Origin of the sequence: Candidatus Pelagibacter sp. HIMB1506 (assembly GCF_052047935.1) — a bacterium.
Classification (GTDB): Bacteria; Pseudomonadota; Alphaproteobacteria; order Pelagibacterales; family Pelagibacteraceae; genus Pelagibacter.
In genome coordinates, this window is record NZ_JBNAIS010000001.1 from 1105431 (window position 1) to 1125404 (window position 19974).

The window sequence follows — 19974 nt, forward strand, 5'->3', positions numbered from 1 at the left end:
TTATTATCATGAAAAAATTTTACACTATTATTATATTTTTTTTATTTACTTTTAACTTAAACGCACATGTTGGTCATTATAATAACTTCAAAAAAATTGAACTTGAAATCTTAAGAAATAATGAAGTTATAGGATATAATAATTATTCTTTCTCTAGGAAAGACAATGAAACAACTGTAAATAATAAATATAAATTTACAGTAAAACTACTTGGAGCAACTATTTTTGAAGTAGAAGGTTTTGGAGAAGAAAAATATTTTGGAGATAATTTAATTTCCTTTAAATCTAAAACACGTCAGAATAAAAAAGAAAAATTTGTAAATTTGATATTAAATAATCAAACTAATAAATTTGATATTCAAGGATCTTCTTTTTCTGGTGAAGCTTCTTTGAAAAATACAATTGGAAATTGGTGGAGCCATAAATTGTTACAAGCAGAGAGCCAAATTAGCCCTATTTCTGGAAGTATAAAAGAACAACTGGTTACATTTATCGGTAAAGAAAAAATCTCAATCAATGGGAAGGAATTTGATACTGATCATTTTAAACTCACTTCTAAAGATATGACACTTCCAGAAGATAAAAGATTAAATTTTAATATATGGCTTGATAAAAAAACTTCAGTGATAGTTAAAGTTACCTATGAAAGAATGGGAAGTTGGGAGTATAGAATTAAAAATATTGAGTAATTTTATCTGTTTATTTTCCTAAAAAGGTCATTAGCACTTATCCATCCCGCTTCTAGCCTAGGTCCAACAAACCAATCAGCACAAACTCCTAAATTAATTTTTGAATTCCAATAACTTTTAATTTTTAAAGGTTTTGAATTTGATGAATACATCCATCCATGATTTAAAGAAAAAAAGATTTTGCTTTTTTTAATACCAGTAAGATCAAAAAATTTATTAATTAATATTTTTGAATTTAAATCTTTATTTTCTTTATTTTTCAAAATTTTTTTATTTGCCCATATTGCTGTACTTTGAAGTGTCCAAAATTCATAAATACTTTTAAATCTTAACTTGCTGTTTTCTCTAGCAGCCCAACCTAAAATTTGATCATCAAACAAAAAACTACTTATATTTTTTTTTGTTTTTTTCATTTTTATCATGACAGTAATATTTGCATCCATTTTTAATTTTTTTTTAATAAATGAATGATTAATAAATTTTTTTGCTAATTTAAGTAATTGAGGATGTGGACAAGTTAAAATTAGATTATCATAAAATTTATTATCGCCATCAGAAAAGGTAAGTTTCCATTTGTTTTTGTTGAAATCAATTTTTTTTAATTCTTTTTTAAAATTACAATTAATTTTTTTTAATAAATACTTGCTAATATCGTTATTACCTTGTCTGCCAATTATTTTTTGATGGTTTTTATTTTCTTTTATCTTTTTATTTTGAAAAATATGCTGGCCCTTCCAATTTTTTAATATTTTTTTTGCTATGAGTTTTGTTGTGAATTTTTTAAACTCAATAGTCTTAGGAGAAATATATTGAACACCATGATCAAAGCCTATCTTTTTATCTAACCTTTTAAATGACGATCTCCCGCCAGGACCTCTTGCTTTGTCATAGAGGTCTACAGAGTGTTTTTTATTTAATAGATTTGAAATTGTAGCACCAGATATTCCAGATCCAATTACACAGTAAGTGCTCATTTACCTGCAACTGTCATTCCTTCTATCATCATAGTTGGTGAGTTAATGGAATATTCAAAATCTAAATCACTGGCTAAAGTTATATTTTTAAACATATCTTTGAAATTTCCCGCAATTGTTATTTCATTTACTGGAAATTTAAATTCGCCATTTTCAATTAGGAAGCCTGTTGCACCCACTGAATAATCTCCTGTAACCAAATTACTTCCATGGCCTATTGTTTCGGTTACATAAATATGTTTTGAATTACTTTTTAATAAATCTTCAAAACTAATCTTCCCATTATCGAAATATAAATTTGTTGTACCACCAGATCTTCCATTTGATTTTAAATTTAGTTTTTTTCCATTGTAAGTATCAACTAGATAATTTTTTAAAATACCATTTTGTACAAGATTTAAAGTATCTGATTTTACTCCCTCTGAATCAAAAAATTGAGACCCAACACCTTTGTTTATATCGGGTTTATCAATAACATTTATTGTTTCTGTAAATATCTGTTCATTGATTTTGTCCTTAAGAAAAGATGTTCCTCTAGAAATTGCAGATGACGATATGGCTCCAGCAAAAGCTCCCAACATTCCTTTTGCAATTCTTTTATCAAATATAATACTTATTTTTTCACTTCCAATTTTATTTGGGCTTAACTTTCTTATGGTTTGTTCAGAAGCTTTTTGACCAAGTTCTTTTGCACCCTTAATGTCTGATAAATAACGTTTGCTTGTAAATTCATAATCTCTTTCCATGCTATTTTCATCTTTAGCAACAGTAACACAAGATGCACTAAATGAAGATGATTTGTATCCATTACAAAATCCATCACTATTTGCTAAAATAAAGTTAGATTTATTTTCAGTAAAACTAGACTCTGTATTTATGATTTTTTCTTCTGAAGATGCAGCGCTCTCAAGTTCTTTTAAATATTCAATTTTTTTTTCATTATCGAAGTGTGTCTCATCATATAAATTTAAATTTTTTATTTCTTTAGCTAAAAGATCTTTATCTGGTAGAGAATTAAATTCATCTTCAGGTGTATTTTTAGTTGTTTCAAAACATTTTTCTATTAATGTTTTAATGTTATCATCTAATAAGTTTGATGAAGAAATCGATGATCTTTTTTTTCCCAAATAAGTCTCTATACTTATTGCTAATCCATCTGATCTATTAGACTCGTCTAAAGTATTATTTCTAAAATTTACAGTTTCAGAAATTGAATGACCTACTGTTACACTTGATCCAGTTGCACCTAACTTCTTAGCTAAATCTAAGCAAAATGATGCTTTTGATCTTAGATATTCTTGATCCTTAACCATAATTTAAAGTTTCGTTCCACCAACAGTCATTTTATCAATTAAGATTGAAGGTTGAGCAACTCCAACTGGTACACCTTGTCCAGCCTTGCCACAGGTTCCGATACCAGGATCCAACATCATATCATTACCGACCATGGAAACTTCTTTTAGAATTGACGGACCATCTCCGATTAGTGTAGCTCCCTTTATTGGTGAACCAATCTTTCCATTGTTAATTTCATACGCCTCAGTACAATTAAATACAAATTTTCCAGATGTAATGTCAACTTGTCCTCCTCCAAAACTTACTGCAAAAATTCCTTTGTCTACTGATTTGATCATTTCTTCTTGAGTTTGGTTTCCACTCAACATCATTGTATTTCTCATTCTTGGTAAAACAACGTGTCTATAATTTTCTCTTCTCCCTGAGCCAGTAGATTTGGTATTCATCAATCTAGCATTTAATCTATCTTGCATAAAATTCTTTAATATCCCATTTTCAATCAATACTGTTTTTTCTGTTGGTGTACCCTCATCATCAATAGTTAAGCTACCTCTTCTATTATCAATTGTTCCATCATCAACAATTGTAACTCCCTCACTGGCAACTTTTTGGCCCATAAGATCATGAAATGCAGAAGTTTTTTTTCTATTAAAATCTCCTTCCAAACCATGACCAATCGCTTCATGTATTAAAATCGCTGGCCATCCAGGTCCTAAAACAACTTTCATTTCTCCTGCTGGAGCAGGTTTACTATCTAAATTTACTGAGGCAATTCTAAATGCTTCCTCACAAACAGTTTTCCAATTGTCATTTTTTAGATATTCATCATAAGATTGCCTTCCACCTATTCCATAAACGCCAGTTTCTTTTCTTCCATTTTTTTCTAACATTACGGATACATTGAATCTAATTAATGGTCGGACATCTGTTAATACCTCACCACCTGATCTTATAATCTCAATAGATTTTTGTTCACCTGCAAAACTCGTAGTAACTTGTTTTACAGATTGATCTTTTTTTCTTAGATACTCATTTACTTTATTTAATACTTCTAATTTCGAATTTAATGTTTTTTGGTCTATGGGATTAATATCCTGATAAAATTTTTTATTAGATCTTGAGATATCTTGATTATAAGTACCTTTCATAGACTTAAGTGTAGATTTTAAATTTTCAGAGGATTTTTTTAATGAATCTTTTGATATTTCATTAGAATGAGAATATGCAACTACCTCTCCTGTAATTGCTCTAAATCCAAAACCTAAATCTGAACTATAGCTTGAGCTTTTAATTTTATTATCATCTAATAAAATAGATTCGGATTTAGTGTCCTCCAAATATAGTTCACCATCATCACAATTTTGCAATGTATCAGATACTATTGTATCAGCATCTTTTCTTGTTAAATCTGATTTGTCAAAAAAATTACTCACTCAGTTTAAATAGTACTTTATTATTAATTTTCAACTAATCATTTGGCGCATTTACATGCTTAATTTTAAAGTTAATATAATTTTTTTATGAAAGTTTATTTTAATAACTCTTGCAAAATTTGCAGAACAGAAATCAATATGTATAAAAAAGAAAATATTGAAGATATTGATTGGATAGATATTACGGATAACAAAGAAGCAGAAAAAGAAACTTCCAAAAATGACAAAGAACTTTTAAGAAGATTGCACATTAAAGAAAACGATCAAGTAATTGAAGGTGCAGAGGCTTTTCTTTATGTCTGGAAGAGAATACCAAAATATAAATTCTTATATAGTTTTTTCAAACTTCCTATTATCTTTACAATTTTTAAATATGGATATGAAATAGTTGCTTATTTCTTATATTTAAAAAATAAAAAACAATTAAAAAATTAGTTAAGAAAAAATATCAAAATTTGACTTAATAAAGACATTGAAAGAATAAACATAATTAAAACTACTGAATACATAAGGGTAATAATTTTATTTCTCTTTCTTCTTAATCTTACAAAATTCTTGTCATCTAAATCGGATATGTCTCTTTCTCCATCAACTTCATAATCATAACTCCATCTCCAGGTTGATTGTCCTAACCTTTCGTCCTGACTATTAAAGTATCTGATCCAAGCAAGTATATAACTTAAGAACACATACAAAATTACCATTGCAATTATTCCATAAAGCATAACTAATAATACTTAAATTAAATGTAATAATTAATTGTTATTTTTCGCTCTTTTTCTTGCAATCAATTGAGTTAAGGAGTCCACCATAGTGTCTGAAGCCTTAAATATTTCATTATTTTTAAATTCGTGAGAGATATTTTTCTCAGGATTAGTTTTATCTTCAATCACTATACCTTCATCAGGAGAATTATTTTTAATATAAATTAATAATAACCACTCTTCATCAGGAGCCTCATCCCACTTAACAAATATCTCACCTGTTTCAAATCTTCTATCTATACATCGAAAAATAGACATGTGTCTTGTGATATGCCTTTTATTTAATTGGAAAACTAAACTGCTAGCACTTCTATAAAAGCTCTCAAGAGCAAACTCAATTTTTTGCCTTGCTAAAGTATACTCTTTTTCTTTCCTTAGTAATGTTTCCCTATCTTCATCACCTTGAATTTTAACTCCTAAAGCTTCTACTCTTTCTCTTATTTTTTGATCTCTGATTATTCGATATTTCTCTTTTAACTTCTCAATTCTCTGTTGAAGTCCTGCATAATCTTCTCTTTTTTCTTTTAATGATATTTTTTCTAATTTTTCTAATTCTTTAACTTCCCTTACTCTAAATTTTTCAATTTGTTTTTCTAATTTTAATTGTTGTAAAAATTTCTTCTGTTTTTCAGCTTGTTCAATTCTTAATAATGCCTGCTCTTTTCTTAGGAATAACTTAATTTCTTTTGTTCTTTGTTTTTCTAATCTAATTTCTTCTTTTAATACTTGTTCATTTAGTTTTAACTTTAATTCTTGTTCTTTTTGCCTCTCTAGCTGTATGGCTAATTTTTCCTGTCTTTCTTGTTCCTGTTTTTCAAGTTTTATTCTTCTATGCTCTTCTTTTTTAAGATCTTTATAGTTGCTGATTGTTTCAGAAATTTTATCAAAAAATGCTTGGATATATTTTTCTATATTAATATTTATTTTAAATTTGAATTCGGGTTTAAGTGAATTTTGAAAATTAATTATTTTTAATAGAAAACTTTTTTTTTTAGTTTTTTTAATAACTATTTTTTTTGTTTTAACTCTTAAATTATTTTTTTTTTTAGTTTTAATTTTATTACTTTTATTACTTTTGTTAATCTTGGGTTTTGTTTTTTTAACTTTTGAAATTTTCTTAACTTTTTTAGATTTTAGCTGAGATTTTTTTTTGCTTTTTTTAAATGATTTATTTTGTTTTTTTTTTATTTTTTTCATTAAAAGGAATTATTATTTACCAATAAATTATTGATAAATATAGTCTCTTGTAACTGGTGTGGAAGTGTAATTTTTAGTAAGCTGAAACTGATATACAACTTGGTCTCCCCATTTAAATGCCATTTCACAACCTGCTAAGTAAAATTCCCACATCCTAAAAAAACGCTCATCAAACATGTTAATAATTTTATCTTTATTTTTTAGACAATTTTCTTTCCAATGTCTTAATGTATGAGAATAATGCATTCTTAGTACCTCAATATCAGCAACGATTAAGCCAGCTTTTTCAATTGGGGTAGTTACTTCACTCAAACTTGGTGTATAACCACCTGGAAATATATATTTTGTGATCCATGGGTGAGGATCTCTTGGGGGATTTACCGATCCAATGGTATGAATTAACGAAACTCCATCATTTTTAAGAAGTTTCTCAACTTGTGCAAAAAACTTTCTGTAAAATTTTCTTCCTACATGTTCAAACATTCCAACACTTACAATTCTATCGAATTTTTCATCCAGCTCTCTATAATCAATTAATTTAAATGTTAATTGATTTTCTAAATTCAGTTCTTTAGCTTTTTGTTTACAATATTTAAATTGATTCTCAGATAATGTGATTCCAGTTACTTCACAATTAGCTGACTTTGCAATATCAACTGCTAAAGATCCCCACCCACATCCAATATCAAGGACTTTTTGGTTTGGCTTTATATTTAATTTTTTAATTATATGCTGAATTTTATTATTCTGAGCAGTTTCTAAAGTATCATTTTCATTTTTAAAATAGGCACATGAATATTGTCTTTTAGGATCTAAAAATAAATCATAAAGATCATCTTTGATATCATAATGATGTGTAACATTCATTTTAGATTTTTTGATAAAATTAAAATTTGTTAGATATCTGTATGATCCTCTCAATCTATTAATTAAGTAACTAAAAAAGTTTAAATCTCCTCTACCAAAATTCATCAAAGACAAATCTAAAAATTCTGTAAGACTACCGTTCTCAATAACTATTTCTCCATCGGTATAAGCTTCTCCAAAATATAGATCGGGATGAAATAAAAGTTTATAATGAAGTTTTTTATTTAATATTTTAACTTTTATAGGATTTTCATTCTCGGGATTTCCAATTATATAACTTTTAGAATTTGCATCAACTAGGATAAAACCATCTTTCTTAAAAACACTATTTAAGAACCTTGCTAATTGCATATTAAGCTGCCATAGATGATTTAAACGAAAAATCTAATTTCTCTAATTTATTTAAAAGATCAAATTCTTCCTCTTTATTAAGAATTCTCAAAGGAGGAAGCAAATTTTCATAAATACTATCTTTATGCTTAAAAAAAGTATGTAAACCAGAAATTAAATTATATTTTTCAAACGTACCTCTCACATCACAAAGTTTAGTATTTATTTCTTGATCTTTTCCATTTTTAAAATCATCATATACTTTCCTTGCCATTAGGGATGTTGCGTTGCATGTAGCAGTGATTATTCCTGAGCAACCTAACTCTAGTCCCTTCAATAATTTAGACTCAGAACCTGGCATAACTGAAAAATTATCTAATTTTAAATTTTCAAAAAGATTATATGAACTATCTTTAACCCCAACTATTTGGTCTGGAAAATTTTTAACAAGCTTTTCTACACACTCAATACTGAATTTATATCCAGAAAGTTTTTCAAAATTATATAAAATAATTTGAGCTTGTGGCACAGACTCTACTATTTTAGAGTAAAATTTAAATACGTCCTCGTCATTATATTTATAAAATGCTGGTGGCATAATCAGAAATTTTTCAAAATTTAATGATATGGAAACTCTCATTACATTTATTATTTCACCTAATGAGTTCAATCCAGTTCCAATAATACATTTATCTTTATATTTATTTGTTGATAATTTATTTAGAAAATTGATTTTTTCTGCAACAGAAATTAATTGAGCTTGGCCAGTACTTCCAAATATTGCAACTCCATGACAGCCATTATCAATAGTCAATTCTACATGTTCTATCGTTTTGTCAACATTAAGAGTAAGATCTTCATTTAATAATGACAAGGTAGCGGCATAAACTCCATTTATTTTACTCATATTAAAAATTTATATAAAAATTATAATTAGTAAAGTTTATAAATAAAAATATGAAAATTTTAGCAGTTCAGAACAGAATGGGAATTGGTGATAGTATTATATTTTTACCTTTTATAGAGGCGATATCTAACGAATTTAATACTCCTGTAAGTTTACTTGTTCAAGAAAGCTCGAAGTGCAAAGAGTATTTAAATCAAACAAACTACATTGATGAAATAATCATTTTAAAGAAAAATAATAAATTTAAAAACTTAGAACATAACGGATTTTTTGGAAGTTTGAGATTAGCAAGTGAATTAAAGAAATATAATTTTAATAAGATTTTCATTTTTAACTCTTCGCTTCGTTTCAAATTAATTGCAAAATTATCTGGTATTAAAAAAATTTATCAGTTTCCTATGTTTCAGAAAAAAGGACAAAATATGGTAGAGGCTTCTAGTAAATTAATTTTTGATTCACTTGGTATCCAAGTAAAAAATAATCCAAAAATTCAAATTGATGAATCAAGTGTTTTAGAAGCTGCTAAAAAATATAATTTTTCTAAAAATGATCTTAATATACTTCTTGGTATAGGTGGATCTGGACCAACGAAAAGGATTCCAGCTAAAACTTATTTAAAAGTAATGAAGAAAATTTCTAAGCAAAAAAAATGTAAATTTTTTTTAGCAACTGGTAAAAACGATGAAGAACAAAAAATTTTAAATGAAATTAAAATTTCAGACCTTAAAGAAAATTGTCAATCTTTAGATAATTTATCTATAAATGAATGTTTGCCGATTATTAAAAATTGTGATGTATCGATATGTAATGATTCAAGCTTCAGTCATCTTTCTTCAGCGCTTGGCGTAGAAACGATAACTTTAATGGCAGATACTCCCCTGATGTATGGAAATTACAGTTCTAAAATGCATCCTATATTACCTGATGATGTTAATGAAGTAACTCACGGAACTTTAGGAAAAGATAAAATTAATCCTCAAAAAATACTTGATAAATTAAATTCAATCATTCCTTAACTAATATCATTTAATACTATTTCTTTAGCTTCATTTACTAATGTAGACAACCTAGAAGTCTCAGGTGAAATATCTGGATGAATTTTTTTTTGTATTTTAATGTAAGCTTTATTTACATCCTCTTTAGTTAAACTTTTTGAAGGATTTAAATTAAGTATACGATACGCTTCTTCAGTAGACATTGTATTTAAATTTGATGCAGTGTTATTAAATGAAAATCTCCCTGAATTTCTTAAAGTTTGTATTAATCTGTACAACGAAATTAACTGAAAAATTGACATACCTTTCAATTTTAAAAGAGCAAGACTCGCGAGAGTAAATGGTAAAGTAAGTAAAAATTTACCTCCAATTGCAAACAAAACTGCAAAGATGATTAAAACTATGAATAAGAATACTCTTAAACCTTTTGATATTTTTTTTGACTCAACTTGAGTAAAAAGTCTTAATAAAAAATATAAACCAATTACAATTAATAATGTATAAATTATAAAATTCATATATTTCCAGTTAAAAATGAAAGTACCATATCTAAAAAAAAAACCAGAGCTAAAATCTTGTCACAATATAGAGTGGGAAGATAACTATAGCTGGATACATCAAGAAAATATTTTGGAGGTCTTGCAAGACAAAACTAAGCTTCTTCCAGAGGTAAAAGAATATTTAGAAGATGAAAATAGATATACTGAGTATCATCTAAAAAATACTAAAAATGCTCAAAAAGTATTATTTGATGAAATTAAAGGTAGAATAAAATTAGACGATGAAAGCTTATCTTTTAAAGATCATTCATATGAGTATTGGATAAAGACTACTGCCAAAGGAAATTACTCTATAAAATTAAGAAAAAAAATTGGTTCATCAGAAATTGAAGAAATTTGGAATGGAGATAAAGAAAAAGAAAAATTAAATGTTGAATATTTCGGTGTTGGAGATTTAGAAGTTAGTAATAATGATGAATATCTTGGGTACTCACTAGATACCAAAGGTTCAGAGTATTATACAATTTATGTAAGAAATATTAAAAATAAAAAAATAATTTCAAAAGAAATAAAAGAAACATCAGGAAGTATAATTTTCAGCTTGGATGATAAGTATCTTTTTTATTCAAAGTTAGATGAAAATCATAGAGCTAGAAAAATTTATAGACATAAAATTGGAGATTTTGAAAGTGAAGATGAATTAATCTTCGATGAAAAAAGTGAAGCTTTCACTGTTAGTATTGGGTTAAGTTCTGATGAGAAATATTATTTCATAAATACTTCAGATCACAATACTTCGGAGCAATATTACTTTCATGTGAATGAAGTAAAACCAAATCCAAAATTAATAATTAAACGCGAAAAGGGAATTCTTTACTCTGTAAATTCATGGAATGGAAAATTTTACAATCATACAAATAAAGATGCGGAGGATTTTAAAATAGATATTTCAGAAACTTTAGAAAATCAGAATTGGGAGACATTTATTCCTGCAAAAAAAGAAGTTTTAATTGGTGGACTTACATTTTTAAATGACTGGATAATTAGATCCGAAACATCAGAAGCCTTGGATAAACTGTTTGTTATTGACGCTTTAACAAACAACGAAGAGGAATTAATTTTTTCTGACGAAAAAGTATGTGTTCCTGGTATTTCATTAACACAAAGAAATAGAGACACAGATGAGGTTTACGTTTCATACTCTTCACCCAAAACACCTTCAAGGGTTTACAAATATAATTTAAAAACTAAATCTAAAACACTTGTAAAAGAACAAGAAATACCCTCAGGCCATAATACAGATGATTATATAGTTGAGAGAATAGAGTTTAAATCTCATGATGGAAGAATGGTACCACTTACGATTACAAGACACAAAAATACAAAAATAGACGGAACAGCAAATTTGTTACTATACGGATACGGATCGTATGGTAGTTCGATGAGTCCAGGTTTTTCCTCAACAAGACTGAGCTTAATAAATAGAGATATTATTTGGGCTACTGCGCATATTAGAGGTGGAATGGAAAAAGGAATGAAATGGTGGAAAGAAGGAAAGTTAACTAATAAAAAAAATACATTTGAAGATTATATTTATGCTGCAAAATATTTGATTGAAAATAACTATACTTCAAAAGGAAAAATAATCGGTATGGGTGGATCTGCTGGTGGTTTATTAATGGGAGCTGTTGTTAATCAAGCTCCAGAATTATTTTTAGGTATAATTATGGCTGTTCCTTTTGTGGACTCATTAACAACAAATCTCGATCACTCTTTACCACTTACGGTTGGTGAATTTGATGAATTTGGTAATGCTAAAGAGAAAAAAGAGCACTTTGATTATATTTTCTCATATGCTCCATATAATAATATAAAAAAAATGGATTATCCTCATATGCTAATAACAACTAGTTTAAGTGATAACAGGGTTTTGTTTGATGAACCTGCAAAATTTACAGCTAAACTTAGAGACTATAAAACTGATAATAATTTGTTGCTCCTTAAAACAGAAATGAATGCGGGTCATGGAGGTAAATCTGGTAGAGATGGGGCAATAGAAGAAATTGCACTCGACTACGCCTTTGCATTAAAAATTTCAGAAAAAATTTAATTTTTCATATATTGAAATTTTTTTCATCATACCTACATAGGTAATGTATGTCGCCTTATGGGGCATACACAAAATAAACTTGCTTAAAAAAAGGAGGATATTATGACAAGTAAGGATCTATCTATATTTAACTCACTAAGACCTTTTTCAATTGGCTTTGACGATATGTTTGAGCAATTCGAAAGTATGTTGGGTAATGGCGGTTTGACAATGCAATCAAACTACCCCCCATACAATATCAGAAAAACTGGTAAGGATAATTATGCAATTGAAGTTGCATTAGCTGGTTTTAATAAAAATGATGTTGAGGTTGAGTTTGAAGATAATTTATTAACTGTAAGAACAAAACAAGTTAATATATCTGAAAACAATAAAGTTAATGGAGAAATAATTCATAAAGGTATTTCTCAAAGACAATTTGCAAGATCATTCACTATTGCTGATGATGTTAAAGTAAATGGTGCTGAACTTAAAGATGGTCTTTTAACAATATCTTGTGAAAGAATTATTCCAGAACATAAAAAGAAAAAACTTATAGAAATTAAATAAGTTTACCCTTACTTGCGAGGATTTATCCTCGCAGGTAAATTCTAAAAACATCCGTTAGAAGCAAATCCAATTACAATTTTATCTGGATCTATTTCAAATCTTCTTTCACATGGAAACCCATACTTCTTAGTGTTGTAGACAAAGATAAAATTACCTTTTTCATTTTCAAAATCTTCATCAGGTTTTCCAAGTTCCATTTGTAATTTACTAGCTGATTGACCAATAAATTCGCTCAACTTTTTGTTTTCTTTTTCAATAGCGGCATCAGTTTTTTGCTTTACTGTTTGACACCCTGAAACAAATAAGAAGATAAAAAATGTAATGAATAAAATTCTCAAATTTTTCATATAATAACACTATCATTACAAATATGGCATAAATATAAACTTGTGAGTTGAATTTTGTGAATAAAAGTGACTTATTCAAAGTATTATTCAACAGAATCAAATAATTATCTGACATTAGGAGGACAAATGCTTGATAATTATTTTAATTATAAAAAACACAAAACAGATTTTAAAACTGAAGTCATAGCGGGAACTACTACGTTCTTAACGATGGCTTATATAATGTTTTTAAATCCATTTATCTTATCGGGTGAATTCGCCGGACCAGAAAAAGGTTTCTTTGATTTCGGCGCAGTATATACAGCCACGATTTTAGCCACAGCTTTAGCATGTTTTATTATGGCTTTTTATGGAAAGACATGGCCAATAGGACTTGCACCCGGAATGGGTATTAACGCATTCGTTGCATTCGGTGTATGTGCAGGTATGGGATACTCACCTCAAGAAGCACTTGGTGCAGTATTAGTTGCTGGTGTATTATTCTTAATAATATCTTTAACACCAATTAGAGCATGGCTCATTAACTCAATTCCAAAAAGTTTAAAATTAGGAATTGGTGCAGGTATAGGATTATTTTTAGCAATCATTGGATTGCAAATTATGGAGGTAGTCGTAGATGATCCTGTAACTTTAGTTAAATTAGGTAATCTTGGAGATCCATTAGTTCTTTTAGGATGTGCAACTTTTATTGCCATCATTGTTTTAGAAAAAATGAATGTAAAAGGTAACATCATCATAGGAATATTGGTATTTAGTATCATTGCTTGGGCTGCTGGCCTTGCTAAATTTAATGGTTTAGCTAGCTCACCTCCTCCAATGACATATCTTTTTGAGTTTGATCTGTCTGCTGCAATGACTGCTGGTATGTCTACAGTAATCTTTACTTTATTATTTATCGACTTCTTTGATACGGCTGGAACTTTAACTTCTGTTGCAAACGTTGCAGGTAAAGTTGGTAAAGATGGAAAAGTTCAAGATATCAATAAAGCAATGTTATCTGACAGTGTTGGAACAGTTGCAGGTGCAATGATGGGAACTACCACTGTAACAAGTTATGTTGAGTCTGGTGCTGGTGTAAAAGCAGGCGGTAAAACAGGGATGACATCTCTTGTTATAGGTATTTTGTTTTTAGCGTGTATCTTTTTTGCTCCTTTAGCAACTAGTTTACCTAAACAAATTGATGGTGCAGCTCTACTTTTTGTGTCTGTTCTTTTTGTAAGAAATATTACAGATATTGAGTGGAACGATATTTCTGAGTCTGCTCCTGCAATACTTGCAATGATAGCAATGCCATTAACATACAGTATAAGTAATGGAATTGCTCTAGCATTTGTCTCTTACGCATTAATTAAAATATTTACTGGAAAGTTTTCAAGCACTTCTCCAGCAATATGGGTAGTTGCAATACTTAGTGTTGTAAGTTTTGCTGTAAGTTAAATAAGATTTTAACAGGGCTGGTTTACCAGCCCTGTTAACTAATTTCTTTTAATTAATTCTTCAATAGATAATTCTTCATAATGTTCAGTTGGCTGAACAATCCAAGGGTCAGAGTCTAGTCTTACAGGACAGAAATCTGGTTCGAAAGTTGATGATTTTTTTTTCCAAAGACAAGCAGTTTTAACTTCTTCTATAAAATCTCTTGTTTGAGGATAATTTTTTAACCACTCAATACTTTTATTTAAAGTTAAACCAGTATCAGAAAGATCATCGATCAATAAAACTTTACTAAAATCCTCGTTATTAGCTAATGAGCTTATTTCCCTTGCAAACATAAGTTCACCTTGCTTATCTTCAATTCCTTCACCTGAATAACTTTGAATAACAATGTATGCAATAGGTAGTTTTAATATTCTTGAGAGAATATCTAAAATAGGCGCTGCACCTCTCATAATACCAACTAATACAGTTGGTTTGTAATTTTTATGGACTTCTATTGCTAATTTCTCAACAATTTTTGTATATTCATCAAAGGTTATTATCAATTTATCTGCCATAATTTTTTTTATCATATAAAAAAAAATTAAAAAGATTAAAAAAGCATTATGAAAATATTTGATTGTTTTATGTATTTTGATGAAGAGATGATACTTGATTTAAGATTAAATATTTTAAGCAAATATATTGATTACTTCATAATTGTCGAAAGTATTTATAATCACAAAGGTGAAAAAAGAGAATTAAAATTTGATAAAAAAAAATTCGATAAATTCAAAGATAAAATAATTTACATTATTCATGATCAAGTTCCTTCAAAAGTAGAAATTATAAATAAGAATGATACTGAAAAAGAAAAATCAAAAAAATTAATAATGAACGCTGTTTACAGAGAAAATGAACAAAGAAATTTTATTACAAAAGGTTTGGAAAGAGCTAGCAAAGAGGATATTATTCTAATTTCTGATGTAGATGAAATTCCAAATCTAGAAACTATAAATTTTAATAATTTGAGTCAAAAGATAATTTTTTTTCAACAAGATATGCTTTATTATAAATTTAATTTAAAATTACCTAACTTTATTTGGACTGGTACTAAAGCTTGTAAAAAAAAATATCTTAAAAATCCTCAATGGTTAAGAAATATAAAAGACCGAAAATATCCTTTATATAGACTAGATACAATTTTTTCTGAAAAAAAATATATAAATTGCAAAATAATTAAAAATGGAGGATGGCATTTTACAAATATTAAAACAGCTGATGAAATTAAATATAAACTTAAATCATATTTACATCACACAGAATTTGATAACAAGATATTAACAACAAAAAAAATTAATAAAATTATAGAGAACAAAGTTGCAATTTATGACTTAGGTGCTGACAAAAGACAAAATAAGTTAGGGGGTAAAAAATTAGAAAAATACCCTTTAAAAAATTTACCAAAATTTTTGATTAATAATTTAAATAAATATAAAAAATGGATAGACTAAATGGAAAAAGGTTACTGGATAAGCTTATACTTAGAAGTAAATAATAAAGACAATCTAAAAAAATACGCAGAAACGGTTACTCCAATCATTAAAAGTTTTGGTGGTATTCCGCTAGTGAGAGGTGGAGAACATAAAACCTTTGAAGGGGACAATTTTGTGAGGACTGTTATTTGGGAGTTTCCAAGCTATGAAAAAGCTATAGAGTGTCATAATTCAAAAGATTATCAAGCAGGTTGGAGTCTAGCAAAAGATACAACTGTAAGACATTTGCAGGTTGTACGAGGATTTAATACTGAATAGGTTCAGGATCTATACTTCTCCAAAGATACCATGTGGCTACTGAGCAATATGGGGAAAATCTTTTTTGCAATAAGTTTACATAACTTTCTGGTGGAAGATATTTTTTATTATAATTTTTTGATATAGCTCTTAGTAGTCCTATGTCTTGTACAGGCCATATATCAGGACGATTGTAAGTAAATAATAAAATCATTTCAGCAGACCATCTTCCTATTTGTCTAAGTTGAGACAAGTATACAATTGCTTCTTCATCAAACATACCTGGAATAACTTTAGGATTAAATGTTTTGTTTAATACTTGTTTTGCTAAACTTTTAATACCCTCAACTTTTTGTCTGCTTAATCCACAGCTCTTTAATTGAGAGCTTGATAATTTATTCACTGTTTTTGCATTAATCTTGTTTTTACATTTTTTTTTAAACTTTAGAAAAACTGCGTTAGCAGCAGCTACACTAATTTGTTGGCCAATAATACTTTTACAAAGAGAAAAGAAAACATCTTTCCTAGATGTAAGAACAGTTTCTGATGGTGACTTGTATTTTTTAATCAAAGAAGACATGGTTTTATCCTTTTTTGATAAATATCTTTTGGCCTTATTCCAGTATAAAGGAGTTTTACTCATGACGTGAAACAGATAATTTTTTTTTCAAATACATTTCTCTTCTGAATATAATTATAGATGAAACAATAACTAATAAAGATCCTAACAAAGTTTTTGCAGTCGGAATTTCATTCCAGATGAAATATCCAAAAATAATTGCAAAGACTAATCCCAGATATTTTAATGGGGAAACTAAACTTACCTCTGAATATTTATAAGACTGTGATAACCACAAATTAGCAAGTCCTCCAAGAATTCCGATCATAGACAATAAAAATAGGTCGATTAAACTAGGTAATATCCAGCCCTGATAAAACGACAGAAAACTTAAAAGCATAATAGAAAATGAAAAGAAAAAACTTATTAACCATGGTGGTTCAGTTGTAGATAATTTTCTAATAGCAATTGCTACATAGGAAAGACCTAAACAAAAAATAATTGGGTAAATATAATACAAATTTAAAGCACTAAATCCTGGCTCAGTAATAAATATTATTCCTAAAAATCCAACTAGCACTGCCATCCATCTATATAAACCAACTTTTTCATTTAATAAAAAAATTGAAAAAATTGTAATAAAAATAGGTGCGGCAAAGGAAATACTTACAACAGTTGCCAAAGGTAAATTTCTAAGTGCAACAAATATAGAAACTAAAGCTATAAGTCCCGCTAAGCATCTTTTAAAATGAAGCACAGGTCGCGTTGTTTTATAGAAATCAAAATACCGATCTTTAGGGATAAGGAATAAAATTGGGATAATTCCACAAAAGCCTCTAAAAAACAAAACTTGCCCAACTGGATAATCATCAGACCATTTAACAATTAAATCCATTAGCGAGAAAGCGCACACAGATATAAACATATAAAAAAAGCCCAATTGATTTTTTGACAACATGTGATTAACTTAGATTAATTAAGGTATTTATCAATGGAAATAGCAATTTTAGGTTTAGGATGTTTTTGGGGACCAGAAATAAAGTTCAGCAAACTTGATGGTGTTACAAAGACAGAAGTAGGATATTGTGGAGGTAACTCTGACGAAACAAATTATAAAGAAGTTTGTTCTGGTACAACCAATCATGCTGAAGTAGTTAAGTTAGAATTTGATCCAAATATAATTTCTTACGAAAATATTCTTGAACATTTTTTTAAATTTCATGACCCCACTACGTTAAATTCTCAAGGTCCTGACTTTGGAACTCAGTATAGAAGTGAAATTTTTTATACAAACGATGATCAAAAAACTATTGCACAAAAGATGGTAGCAAAAGAAAATATTAAACTATCTGGCAAAGTAGTAACAAAAATTTCATTAACTAAAAACTATTGTGCAGCTGAAGAGTATCACCAAAAGTATCTAGAAAAAAGATAGTATGTCATTAGTTGATACAGATTGGCTAGAGAAAAATCTCGACAAAGTGAAGATAATTGATTGTTCTTGGCATATGCCTGCTGAAAATAGAAATGCTCAAGATGAATTTGATAAAGAGCATATCCCAAATGCTATTTTTTTTGATTTAGATAAAAATTCAAAACAAGACACAGACCTTCCTCATATGCTTCCAAGCTTAGTGGCTTGGAATGAAATAATTTCAGACTTAGGAATTTCAAAAGATGATCAAATTGTAATTTATGATAATTCAAATGTCATAAGTTCATGCAGAGGTTGGTATAATTTTATTTATTTTGGTCATGATCCAAAATTGGTTAATGTTCTTGATGGTGGTTTTAAAAAATGGAAAAGTGAAAATAAAAAGACCTCAAATATTTCAGCAAATTTAAATAAATCTAACTATGAGGGTAATGAATTATCTAAACTCGTAAAAAATAAAGTTTTAATTGATCAAAATATTTCTAAAAAAGAATTCAAAGTAGTAGATGCGCGAAGTAGAGAAAGATTTGAAGGTAAAGCTCCAGATCCAAGAAAAAATGTAAGAAGTGGTTCTATTCCAAATTCGGTATGTTTGCCTTTTACAGAGGTAATAAATGAAAATAAGACTTTTAAAAATAAAGAGGAATTAAATAAATTATTTCAAAAAATATCAAAAAATTTTGAGGAAAATTTAGTCTTTTCTTGTGGATCTGGTGTTACTGCTTGTGTTTTAGCGCTTGCATATTCTTTAGTTAATACTAAATATCACCCAACCATTTATGACGGATCTTGGTCTGAATATGGAAAAATTTAAATTATGAAAACATCAACTAAAATCACGAGTATAATCGTCATCTTCTTTTTAATTATTGCCATAGTGATTATTGGCAGAACAATGATTGGAAATCATTTTAAGAAAAAATTTAGTAAAAGACCTCCTCCTGGAATAATAGTGACCACAACACAAGAGAGAACTTTTGAAAATGTTATAAGTACATACGGAACAGCAGCACCAGTTAAAACTCAATCATTTAAGGTTGAAAAATACGAGATATTAAAGCCGATAGATTTTAATAAAAAAGTTAAAAAAGGCGATGTTGTTGCTAATCTTAAGAATAGGAAAATTATCGCTCAATTTGATGGGGTTATTGGAAAAAGAGAATTTTCTGAAGATTTAGAAGTATCAAAATCTTCTTTATTGATTAATTTAGAGGATACTAGCTCACTGTATTGCGATGTTGATATACCAGAAATTTTTGTTCCATTTATAAAAGTTGGTTTACCTGTTGATATAAAGTTTTCTGGATATAAAAATAAAATTTATAAAGGTGAAGTTGACTCCTTCGCAAGCAGAATAAGTCAAGATACCAGATCATTAGCTACAAGAATAAAAATGGATAATAAATCTGGAGAAATTTTACCAGGTTCATTTTTAGAAATTTCAATTAAATACAATGTTAGAGATGGTTTAAGTGCACCTGACACAAGCACAATAGTCGAAGGTGAAAATATATTTATTTATAAAGTGGATGAGAAAAATAAAGTAATAAAAACAAATGTTACCGTAGGTGATAGATATTTAGGATTTGTAGAGATTTTAGATGGATTAAATAAAGGAGATAAAATTGTTGCTGAGGGTACAAAAAAAGTTAGACCAAATTTAACGATTAGACCTATAGAAAAAGGTGCAAAAAAAAAACAAGGAAATTCTAGTTGGGGTAAAAAAAAGGGATCCAAAAAAGCTGAAGAAAAAAAAGGTAAATTTGATTGGTTAAAAAATGTTTTTAAAAAATCTGAAAAAGAAAAAAAGTAA

Annotated in this window: 23 protein-coding genes; 11 read left to right on the plus strand and 12 right to left on the minus strand. The window is 28.1% G+C overall.

All coding sequences use genetic code 11. From position 1 onward, the window contains the following. Positions 1 to 8: 8 nt before the first annotated feature. Positions 9 to 689, plus strand: a complete 681-nt coding sequence (locus tag ACTTA8_RS05940) for a DUF6134 family protein (protein WP_440654898.1) — start codon at positions 9 to 11, stop codon at positions 687 to 689. Between the two features lie 2 nt (positions 690 to 691). On the opposite strand, the gene ACTTA8_RS05945 is transcribed toward ACTTA8_RS05940, so the two are convergent. Genes ACTTA8_RS05945 through tldD form a run of 3 tightly spaced genes read right to left on the minus strand, consistent with a single transcriptional unit; the run spans position 692 to position 4392 of the window. Next, positions 692 to 1663, minus strand: a complete 972-nt coding sequence (locus ACTTA8_RS05945; protein WP_440654900.1) for an NAD(P)-binding protein — start codon at positions 1661 to 1663, stop codon at positions 692 to 694. Next, positions 1660 to 2976 carry a TldD/PmbA family protein gene (locus ACTTA8_RS05950; protein ID WP_440654902.1) on the minus strand — a complete coding sequence of 439 codons (1317 nt, stop codon included), beginning with the start codon at positions 2974 to 2976 and terminating at the stop codon, positions 1660 to 1662. The genes ACTTA8_RS05945 and ACTTA8_RS05950 overlap by 4 nt, the downstream gene beginning before the upstream one ends. A 3-nt stretch (positions 2977 to 2979) precedes the next feature. Then, positions 2980 to 4392, minus strand: a complete 1413-nt coding sequence (gene tldD / locus ACTTA8_RS05955; RefSeq protein WP_440654904.1) for a metalloprotease TldD — start codon at positions 4390 to 4392, stop codon at positions 2980 to 2982. An 87-nt stretch (positions 4393 to 4479) separates the two neighbouring features. Here tldD and ACTTA8_RS05960 point away from each other — a divergent pair, with 87 nt between their 5' ends. Further along, a complete protein-coding gene (locus ACTTA8_RS05960; protein WP_440654906.1) occupies positions 4480 to 4827 on the plus strand; it encodes a DCC1-like thiol-disulfide oxidoreductase family protein in 348 nt (115 codons plus the stop codon). On the opposite strand, the gene ACTTA8_RS05965 is transcribed toward ACTTA8_RS05960, so the two are convergent. The 4 genes from ACTTA8_RS05965 to ACTTA8_RS05980 are packed head-to-tail and all read right to left on the minus strand — an operon-like array spanning position 4824 to position 8457. Continuing rightward, a complete protein-coding gene (locus ACTTA8_RS05965; protein ID WP_075506452.1) occupies positions 4824 to 5117 on the minus strand; it encodes a hypothetical protein in 294 nt (97 codons plus the stop codon). The genes ACTTA8_RS05960 and ACTTA8_RS05965 overlap by 4 nt on opposite strands. 30 nt (positions 5118 to 5147) lie before the next feature. After that, complete coding sequence (locus tag ACTTA8_RS05970) at positions 5148 to 6353, minus strand: hypothetical protein (protein WP_440654907.1); 1206 nt, start codon at positions 6351 to 6353, stop codon at positions 5148 to 5150. 27 nt (positions 6354 to 6380) lie between these two features. Continuing rightward, complete coding sequence (locus tag ACTTA8_RS05975) at positions 6381 to 7571, minus strand: class I SAM-dependent methyltransferase (RefSeq protein ID WP_440654908.1); 1191 nt, start codon at positions 7569 to 7571, stop codon at positions 6381 to 6383. Position 7572: 1 nt separating this feature from the next. Further along, positions 7573 to 8457: a dihydrodipicolinate synthase family protein gene (locus ACTTA8_RS05980; RefSeq protein ID WP_440654910.1), complete on the minus strand. Its 885-nt coding sequence runs from the start codon at positions 8455 to 8457 to the stop codon at positions 7573 to 7575. A 50-nt stretch (positions 8458 to 8507) separates the two neighbouring features. On the opposite strand from ACTTA8_RS05980, the gene ACTTA8_RS05985 reads away from it, so the two are divergent. Continuing rightward, positions 8508 to 9473: a glycosyltransferase family 9 protein gene (locus tag ACTTA8_RS05985; RefSeq protein WP_440654911.1), complete on the plus strand. Its 966-nt coding sequence runs from the start codon at positions 8508 to 8510 to the stop codon at positions 9471 to 9473. On the opposite strand, the gene ACTTA8_RS05990 is transcribed toward ACTTA8_RS05985, so the two are convergent. Continuing rightward, positions 9470 to 9970 carry a J domain-containing protein gene (locus tag ACTTA8_RS05990; RefSeq protein WP_440654913.1) on the minus strand — a complete coding sequence of 167 codons (501 nt, stop codon included), beginning with the start codon at positions 9968 to 9970 and terminating at the stop codon, positions 9470 to 9472. The two genes, ACTTA8_RS05985 and ACTTA8_RS05990, sit on opposite strands and share 4 nt — an antisense overlap. Before the next feature lie 16 nt (positions 9971 to 9986). On the opposite strand from ACTTA8_RS05990, the gene ACTTA8_RS05995 reads away from it, so the two are divergent. Then, positions 9987 to 12062 (plus strand): S9 family peptidase, encoded by a 2076-nt coding sequence (locus tag ACTTA8_RS05995; protein ID WP_440654914.1) that lies wholly within the window; start codon positions 9987 to 9989, stop codon positions 12060 to 12062. Positions 12063 to 12164: 102 nt separating this feature from the next. Beyond that, entirely contained in the window at positions 12165 to 12611 is a 447-nt protein-coding gene (locus tag ACTTA8_RS06000) for an Hsp20 family protein (RefSeq protein ID WP_440654916.1), read from the plus strand. A gap of 41 nt (positions 12612 to 12652) precedes the next feature. Here the strand turns inward: ACTTA8_RS06000 and ACTTA8_RS06005 are convergent, their stop codons facing one another. After that, the gene (locus ACTTA8_RS06005) at positions 12653 to 12958 is read right to left on the minus strand and encodes a hypothetical protein (protein WP_440654918.1); all 306 of its coding nucleotides are present in this window, start codon (positions 12956 to 12958) and stop codon (positions 12653 to 12655) included. A 126-nt stretch (positions 12959 to 13084) separates the two neighbouring features. On the opposite strand from ACTTA8_RS06005, the gene ACTTA8_RS06010 reads away from it, so the two are divergent. After that, on the plus strand, positions 13085 to 14395 hold the full coding sequence (locus ACTTA8_RS06010) for an NCS2 family permease (RefSeq protein ID WP_440654919.1): 1311 nt from the start codon (positions 13085 to 13087) through the stop codon (positions 14393 to 14395). Between the two features lie 38 nt (positions 14396 to 14433). Here the strand turns inward: ACTTA8_RS06010 and ACTTA8_RS06015 are convergent, their stop codons facing one another. Next, a complete protein-coding gene (locus ACTTA8_RS06015) occupies positions 14434 to 14967 on the minus strand; it encodes a phosphoribosyltransferase (RefSeq protein WP_440654920.1) in 534 nt (177 codons plus the stop codon). Positions 14968 to 15000: 33 nt separating this feature from the next. Here ACTTA8_RS06015 and ACTTA8_RS06020 point away from each other — a divergent pair, with 33 nt between their 5' ends. Both ACTTA8_RS06020 and ACTTA8_RS06025 read left to right on the plus strand, forming a co-directional pair. Beyond that, positions 15001 to 15888 (plus strand): hypothetical protein, encoded by an 888-nt coding sequence (locus tag ACTTA8_RS06020; RefSeq protein ID WP_440654922.1) that lies wholly within the window; start codon positions 15001 to 15003, stop codon positions 15886 to 15888. Further along, positions 15889 to 16188, plus strand: coding sequence for a DUF1330 domain-containing protein (locus ACTTA8_RS06025; protein WP_440654923.1), 300 nt, complete (start codon positions 15889 to 15891; stop codon positions 16186 to 16188). Here ACTTA8_RS06025 and ACTTA8_RS06030 read toward each other — a convergent pair. Together ACTTA8_RS06030 and ACTTA8_RS06035 are read right to left on the minus strand one after the other, a co-directional pair. Further along, complete coding sequence (locus ACTTA8_RS06030) at positions 16175 to 16810, minus strand: DNA-3-methyladenine glycosylase family protein (RefSeq protein WP_440654924.1); 636 nt, start codon at positions 16808 to 16810, stop codon at positions 16175 to 16177. The two genes, ACTTA8_RS06025 and ACTTA8_RS06030, sit on opposite strands and share 14 nt — an antisense overlap. Next, on the minus strand, positions 16803 to 17684 hold the full coding sequence (locus ACTTA8_RS06035; protein WP_440654925.1) for a DMT family transporter: 882 nt from the start codon (positions 17682 to 17684) through the stop codon (positions 16803 to 16805). The genes ACTTA8_RS06030 and ACTTA8_RS06035 overlap by 8 nt, the downstream gene beginning before the upstream one ends. 33 nt (positions 17685 to 17717) lie before the next feature. Here ACTTA8_RS06035 and msrA point away from each other — a divergent pair, with 33 nt between their 5' ends. The 3 genes from msrA to ACTTA8_RS06050 are packed head-to-tail and all read left to right on the plus strand — an operon-like array spanning position 17718 to position 19974. Beyond that, positions 17718 to 18161 carry a peptide-methionine (S)-S-oxide reductase MsrA gene (gene msrA, locus ACTTA8_RS06040; RefSeq protein WP_440654926.1) on the plus strand — a complete coding sequence of 148 codons (444 nt, stop codon included), beginning with the start codon at positions 17718 to 17720 and terminating at the stop codon, positions 18159 to 18161. 1 nt (position 18162) lies between these two features. Continuing rightward, on the plus strand, positions 18163 to 18975 hold the full coding sequence (locus ACTTA8_RS06045) for a rhodanese-like domain-containing protein (protein ID WP_440654928.1): 813 nt from the start codon (positions 18163 to 18165) through the stop codon (positions 18973 to 18975). Positions 18976 to 18978: 3 nt separating this feature from the next. Further along, positions 18979 to 19974, plus strand: coding sequence for an efflux RND transporter periplasmic adaptor subunit (locus ACTTA8_RS06050; protein ID WP_440654929.1), 996 nt, complete (start codon positions 18979 to 18981; stop codon positions 19972 to 19974).

Excerpts from the sequence above, each read along its gene's own strand:
- ACTTA8_RS05945 (WP_440654900.1), bottom strand. The coding sequence starts at position 1,663 with ATGAGCACTTACTGTGTAATTGGATCTGGAATATCTGGTGCTACAATT.
- ACTTA8_RS05985 (WP_440654911.1), top strand. The coding sequence starts at position 8,508 with ATGAAAATTTTAGCAGTTCAGAACAGAATGGGAATTGGTGATAGTATT.
- ACTTA8_RS05980 (WP_440654910.1), bottom strand. The coding sequence starts at position 8,457 with ATGAGTAAAATAAATGGAGTTTATGCCGCTACCTTGTCATTATTAAAT.
- ACTTA8_RS06050 (WP_440654929.1), top strand. The coding sequence starts at position 18,979 with ATGAAAACATCAACTAAAATCACGAGTATAATCGTCATCTTCTTTTTA.
- ACTTA8_RS06025 (WP_440654923.1), top strand. The coding sequence starts at position 15,889 with ATGGAAAAAGGTTACTGGATAAGCTTATACTTAGAAGTAAATAATAAA.
- ACTTA8_RS05965 (WP_075506452.1), bottom strand. The coding sequence starts at position 5,117 with ATGCTTTATGGAATAATTGCAATGGTAATTTTGTATGTGTTCTTAAGT.
- ACTTA8_RS06000 (WP_440654916.1), top strand. The coding sequence starts at position 12,165 with ATGACAAGTAAGGATCTATCTATATTTAACTCACTAAGACCTTTTTCA.
- ACTTA8_RS06010 (WP_440654919.1), top strand. The coding sequence starts at position 13,085 with ATGCTTGATAATTATTTTAATTATAAAAAACACAAAACAGATTTTAAA.
- ACTTA8_RS06005 (WP_440654918.1), bottom strand. The coding sequence starts at position 12,958 with ATGAAAAATTTGAGAATTTTATTCATTACATTTTTTATCTTCTTATTT.
- ACTTA8_RS06035 (WP_440654925.1), bottom strand. The coding sequence starts at position 17,684 with ATGTTGTCAAAAAATCAATTGGGCTTTTTTTATATGTTTATATCTGTG.
- ACTTA8_RS05970 (WP_440654907.1), bottom strand. The coding sequence starts at position 6,353 with ATGAAAAAAATAAAAAAAAAACAAAATAAATCATTTAAAAAAAGCAAA.
- ACTTA8_RS05950 (WP_440654902.1), bottom strand. The coding sequence starts at position 2,976 with ATGGTTAAGGATCAAGAATATCTAAGATCAAAAGCATCATTTTGCTTA.
- ACTTA8_RS06015 (WP_440654920.1), bottom strand. The coding sequence starts at position 14,967 with ATGATAAAAAAAATTATGGCAGATAAATTGATAATAACCTTTGATGAA.
- ACTTA8_RS05995 (WP_440654914.1), top strand. The coding sequence starts at position 9,987 with ATGAAAGTACCATATCTAAAAAAAAAACCAGAGCTAAAATCTTGTCAC.
- ACTTA8_RS05940 (WP_440654898.1), top strand. The coding sequence starts at position 9 with ATGAAAAAATTTTACACTATTATTATATTTTTTTTATTTACTTTTAAC.
- ACTTA8_RS05960 (WP_440654906.1), top strand. The coding sequence starts at position 4,480 with ATGAAAGTTTATTTTAATAACTCTTGCAAAATTTGCAGAACAGAAATC.
- ACTTA8_RS06030 (WP_440654924.1), bottom strand. The coding sequence starts at position 16,810 with ATGAGTAAAACTCCTTTATACTGGAATAAGGCCAAAAGATATTTATCA.
- ACTTA8_RS06020 (WP_440654922.1), top strand. The coding sequence starts at position 15,001 with ATGAAAATATTTGATTGTTTTATGTATTTTGATGAAGAGATGATACTT.
- ACTTA8_RS06045 (WP_440654928.1), top strand. The coding sequence starts at position 18,163 with ATGTCATTAGTTGATACAGATTGGCTAGAGAAAAATCTCGACAAAGTG.
- ACTTA8_RS05975 (WP_440654908.1), bottom strand. The coding sequence starts at position 7,571 with ATGCAATTAGCAAGGTTCTTAAATAGTGTTTTTAAGAAAGATGGTTTT.
- msrA (WP_440654926.1), top strand. The coding sequence starts at position 17,718 with ATGGAAATAGCAATTTTAGGTTTAGGATGTTTTTGGGGACCAGAAATA.
- ACTTA8_RS05990 (WP_440654913.1), bottom strand. The coding sequence starts at position 9,970 with ATGAATTTTATAATTTATACATTATTAATTGTAATTGGTTTATATTTT.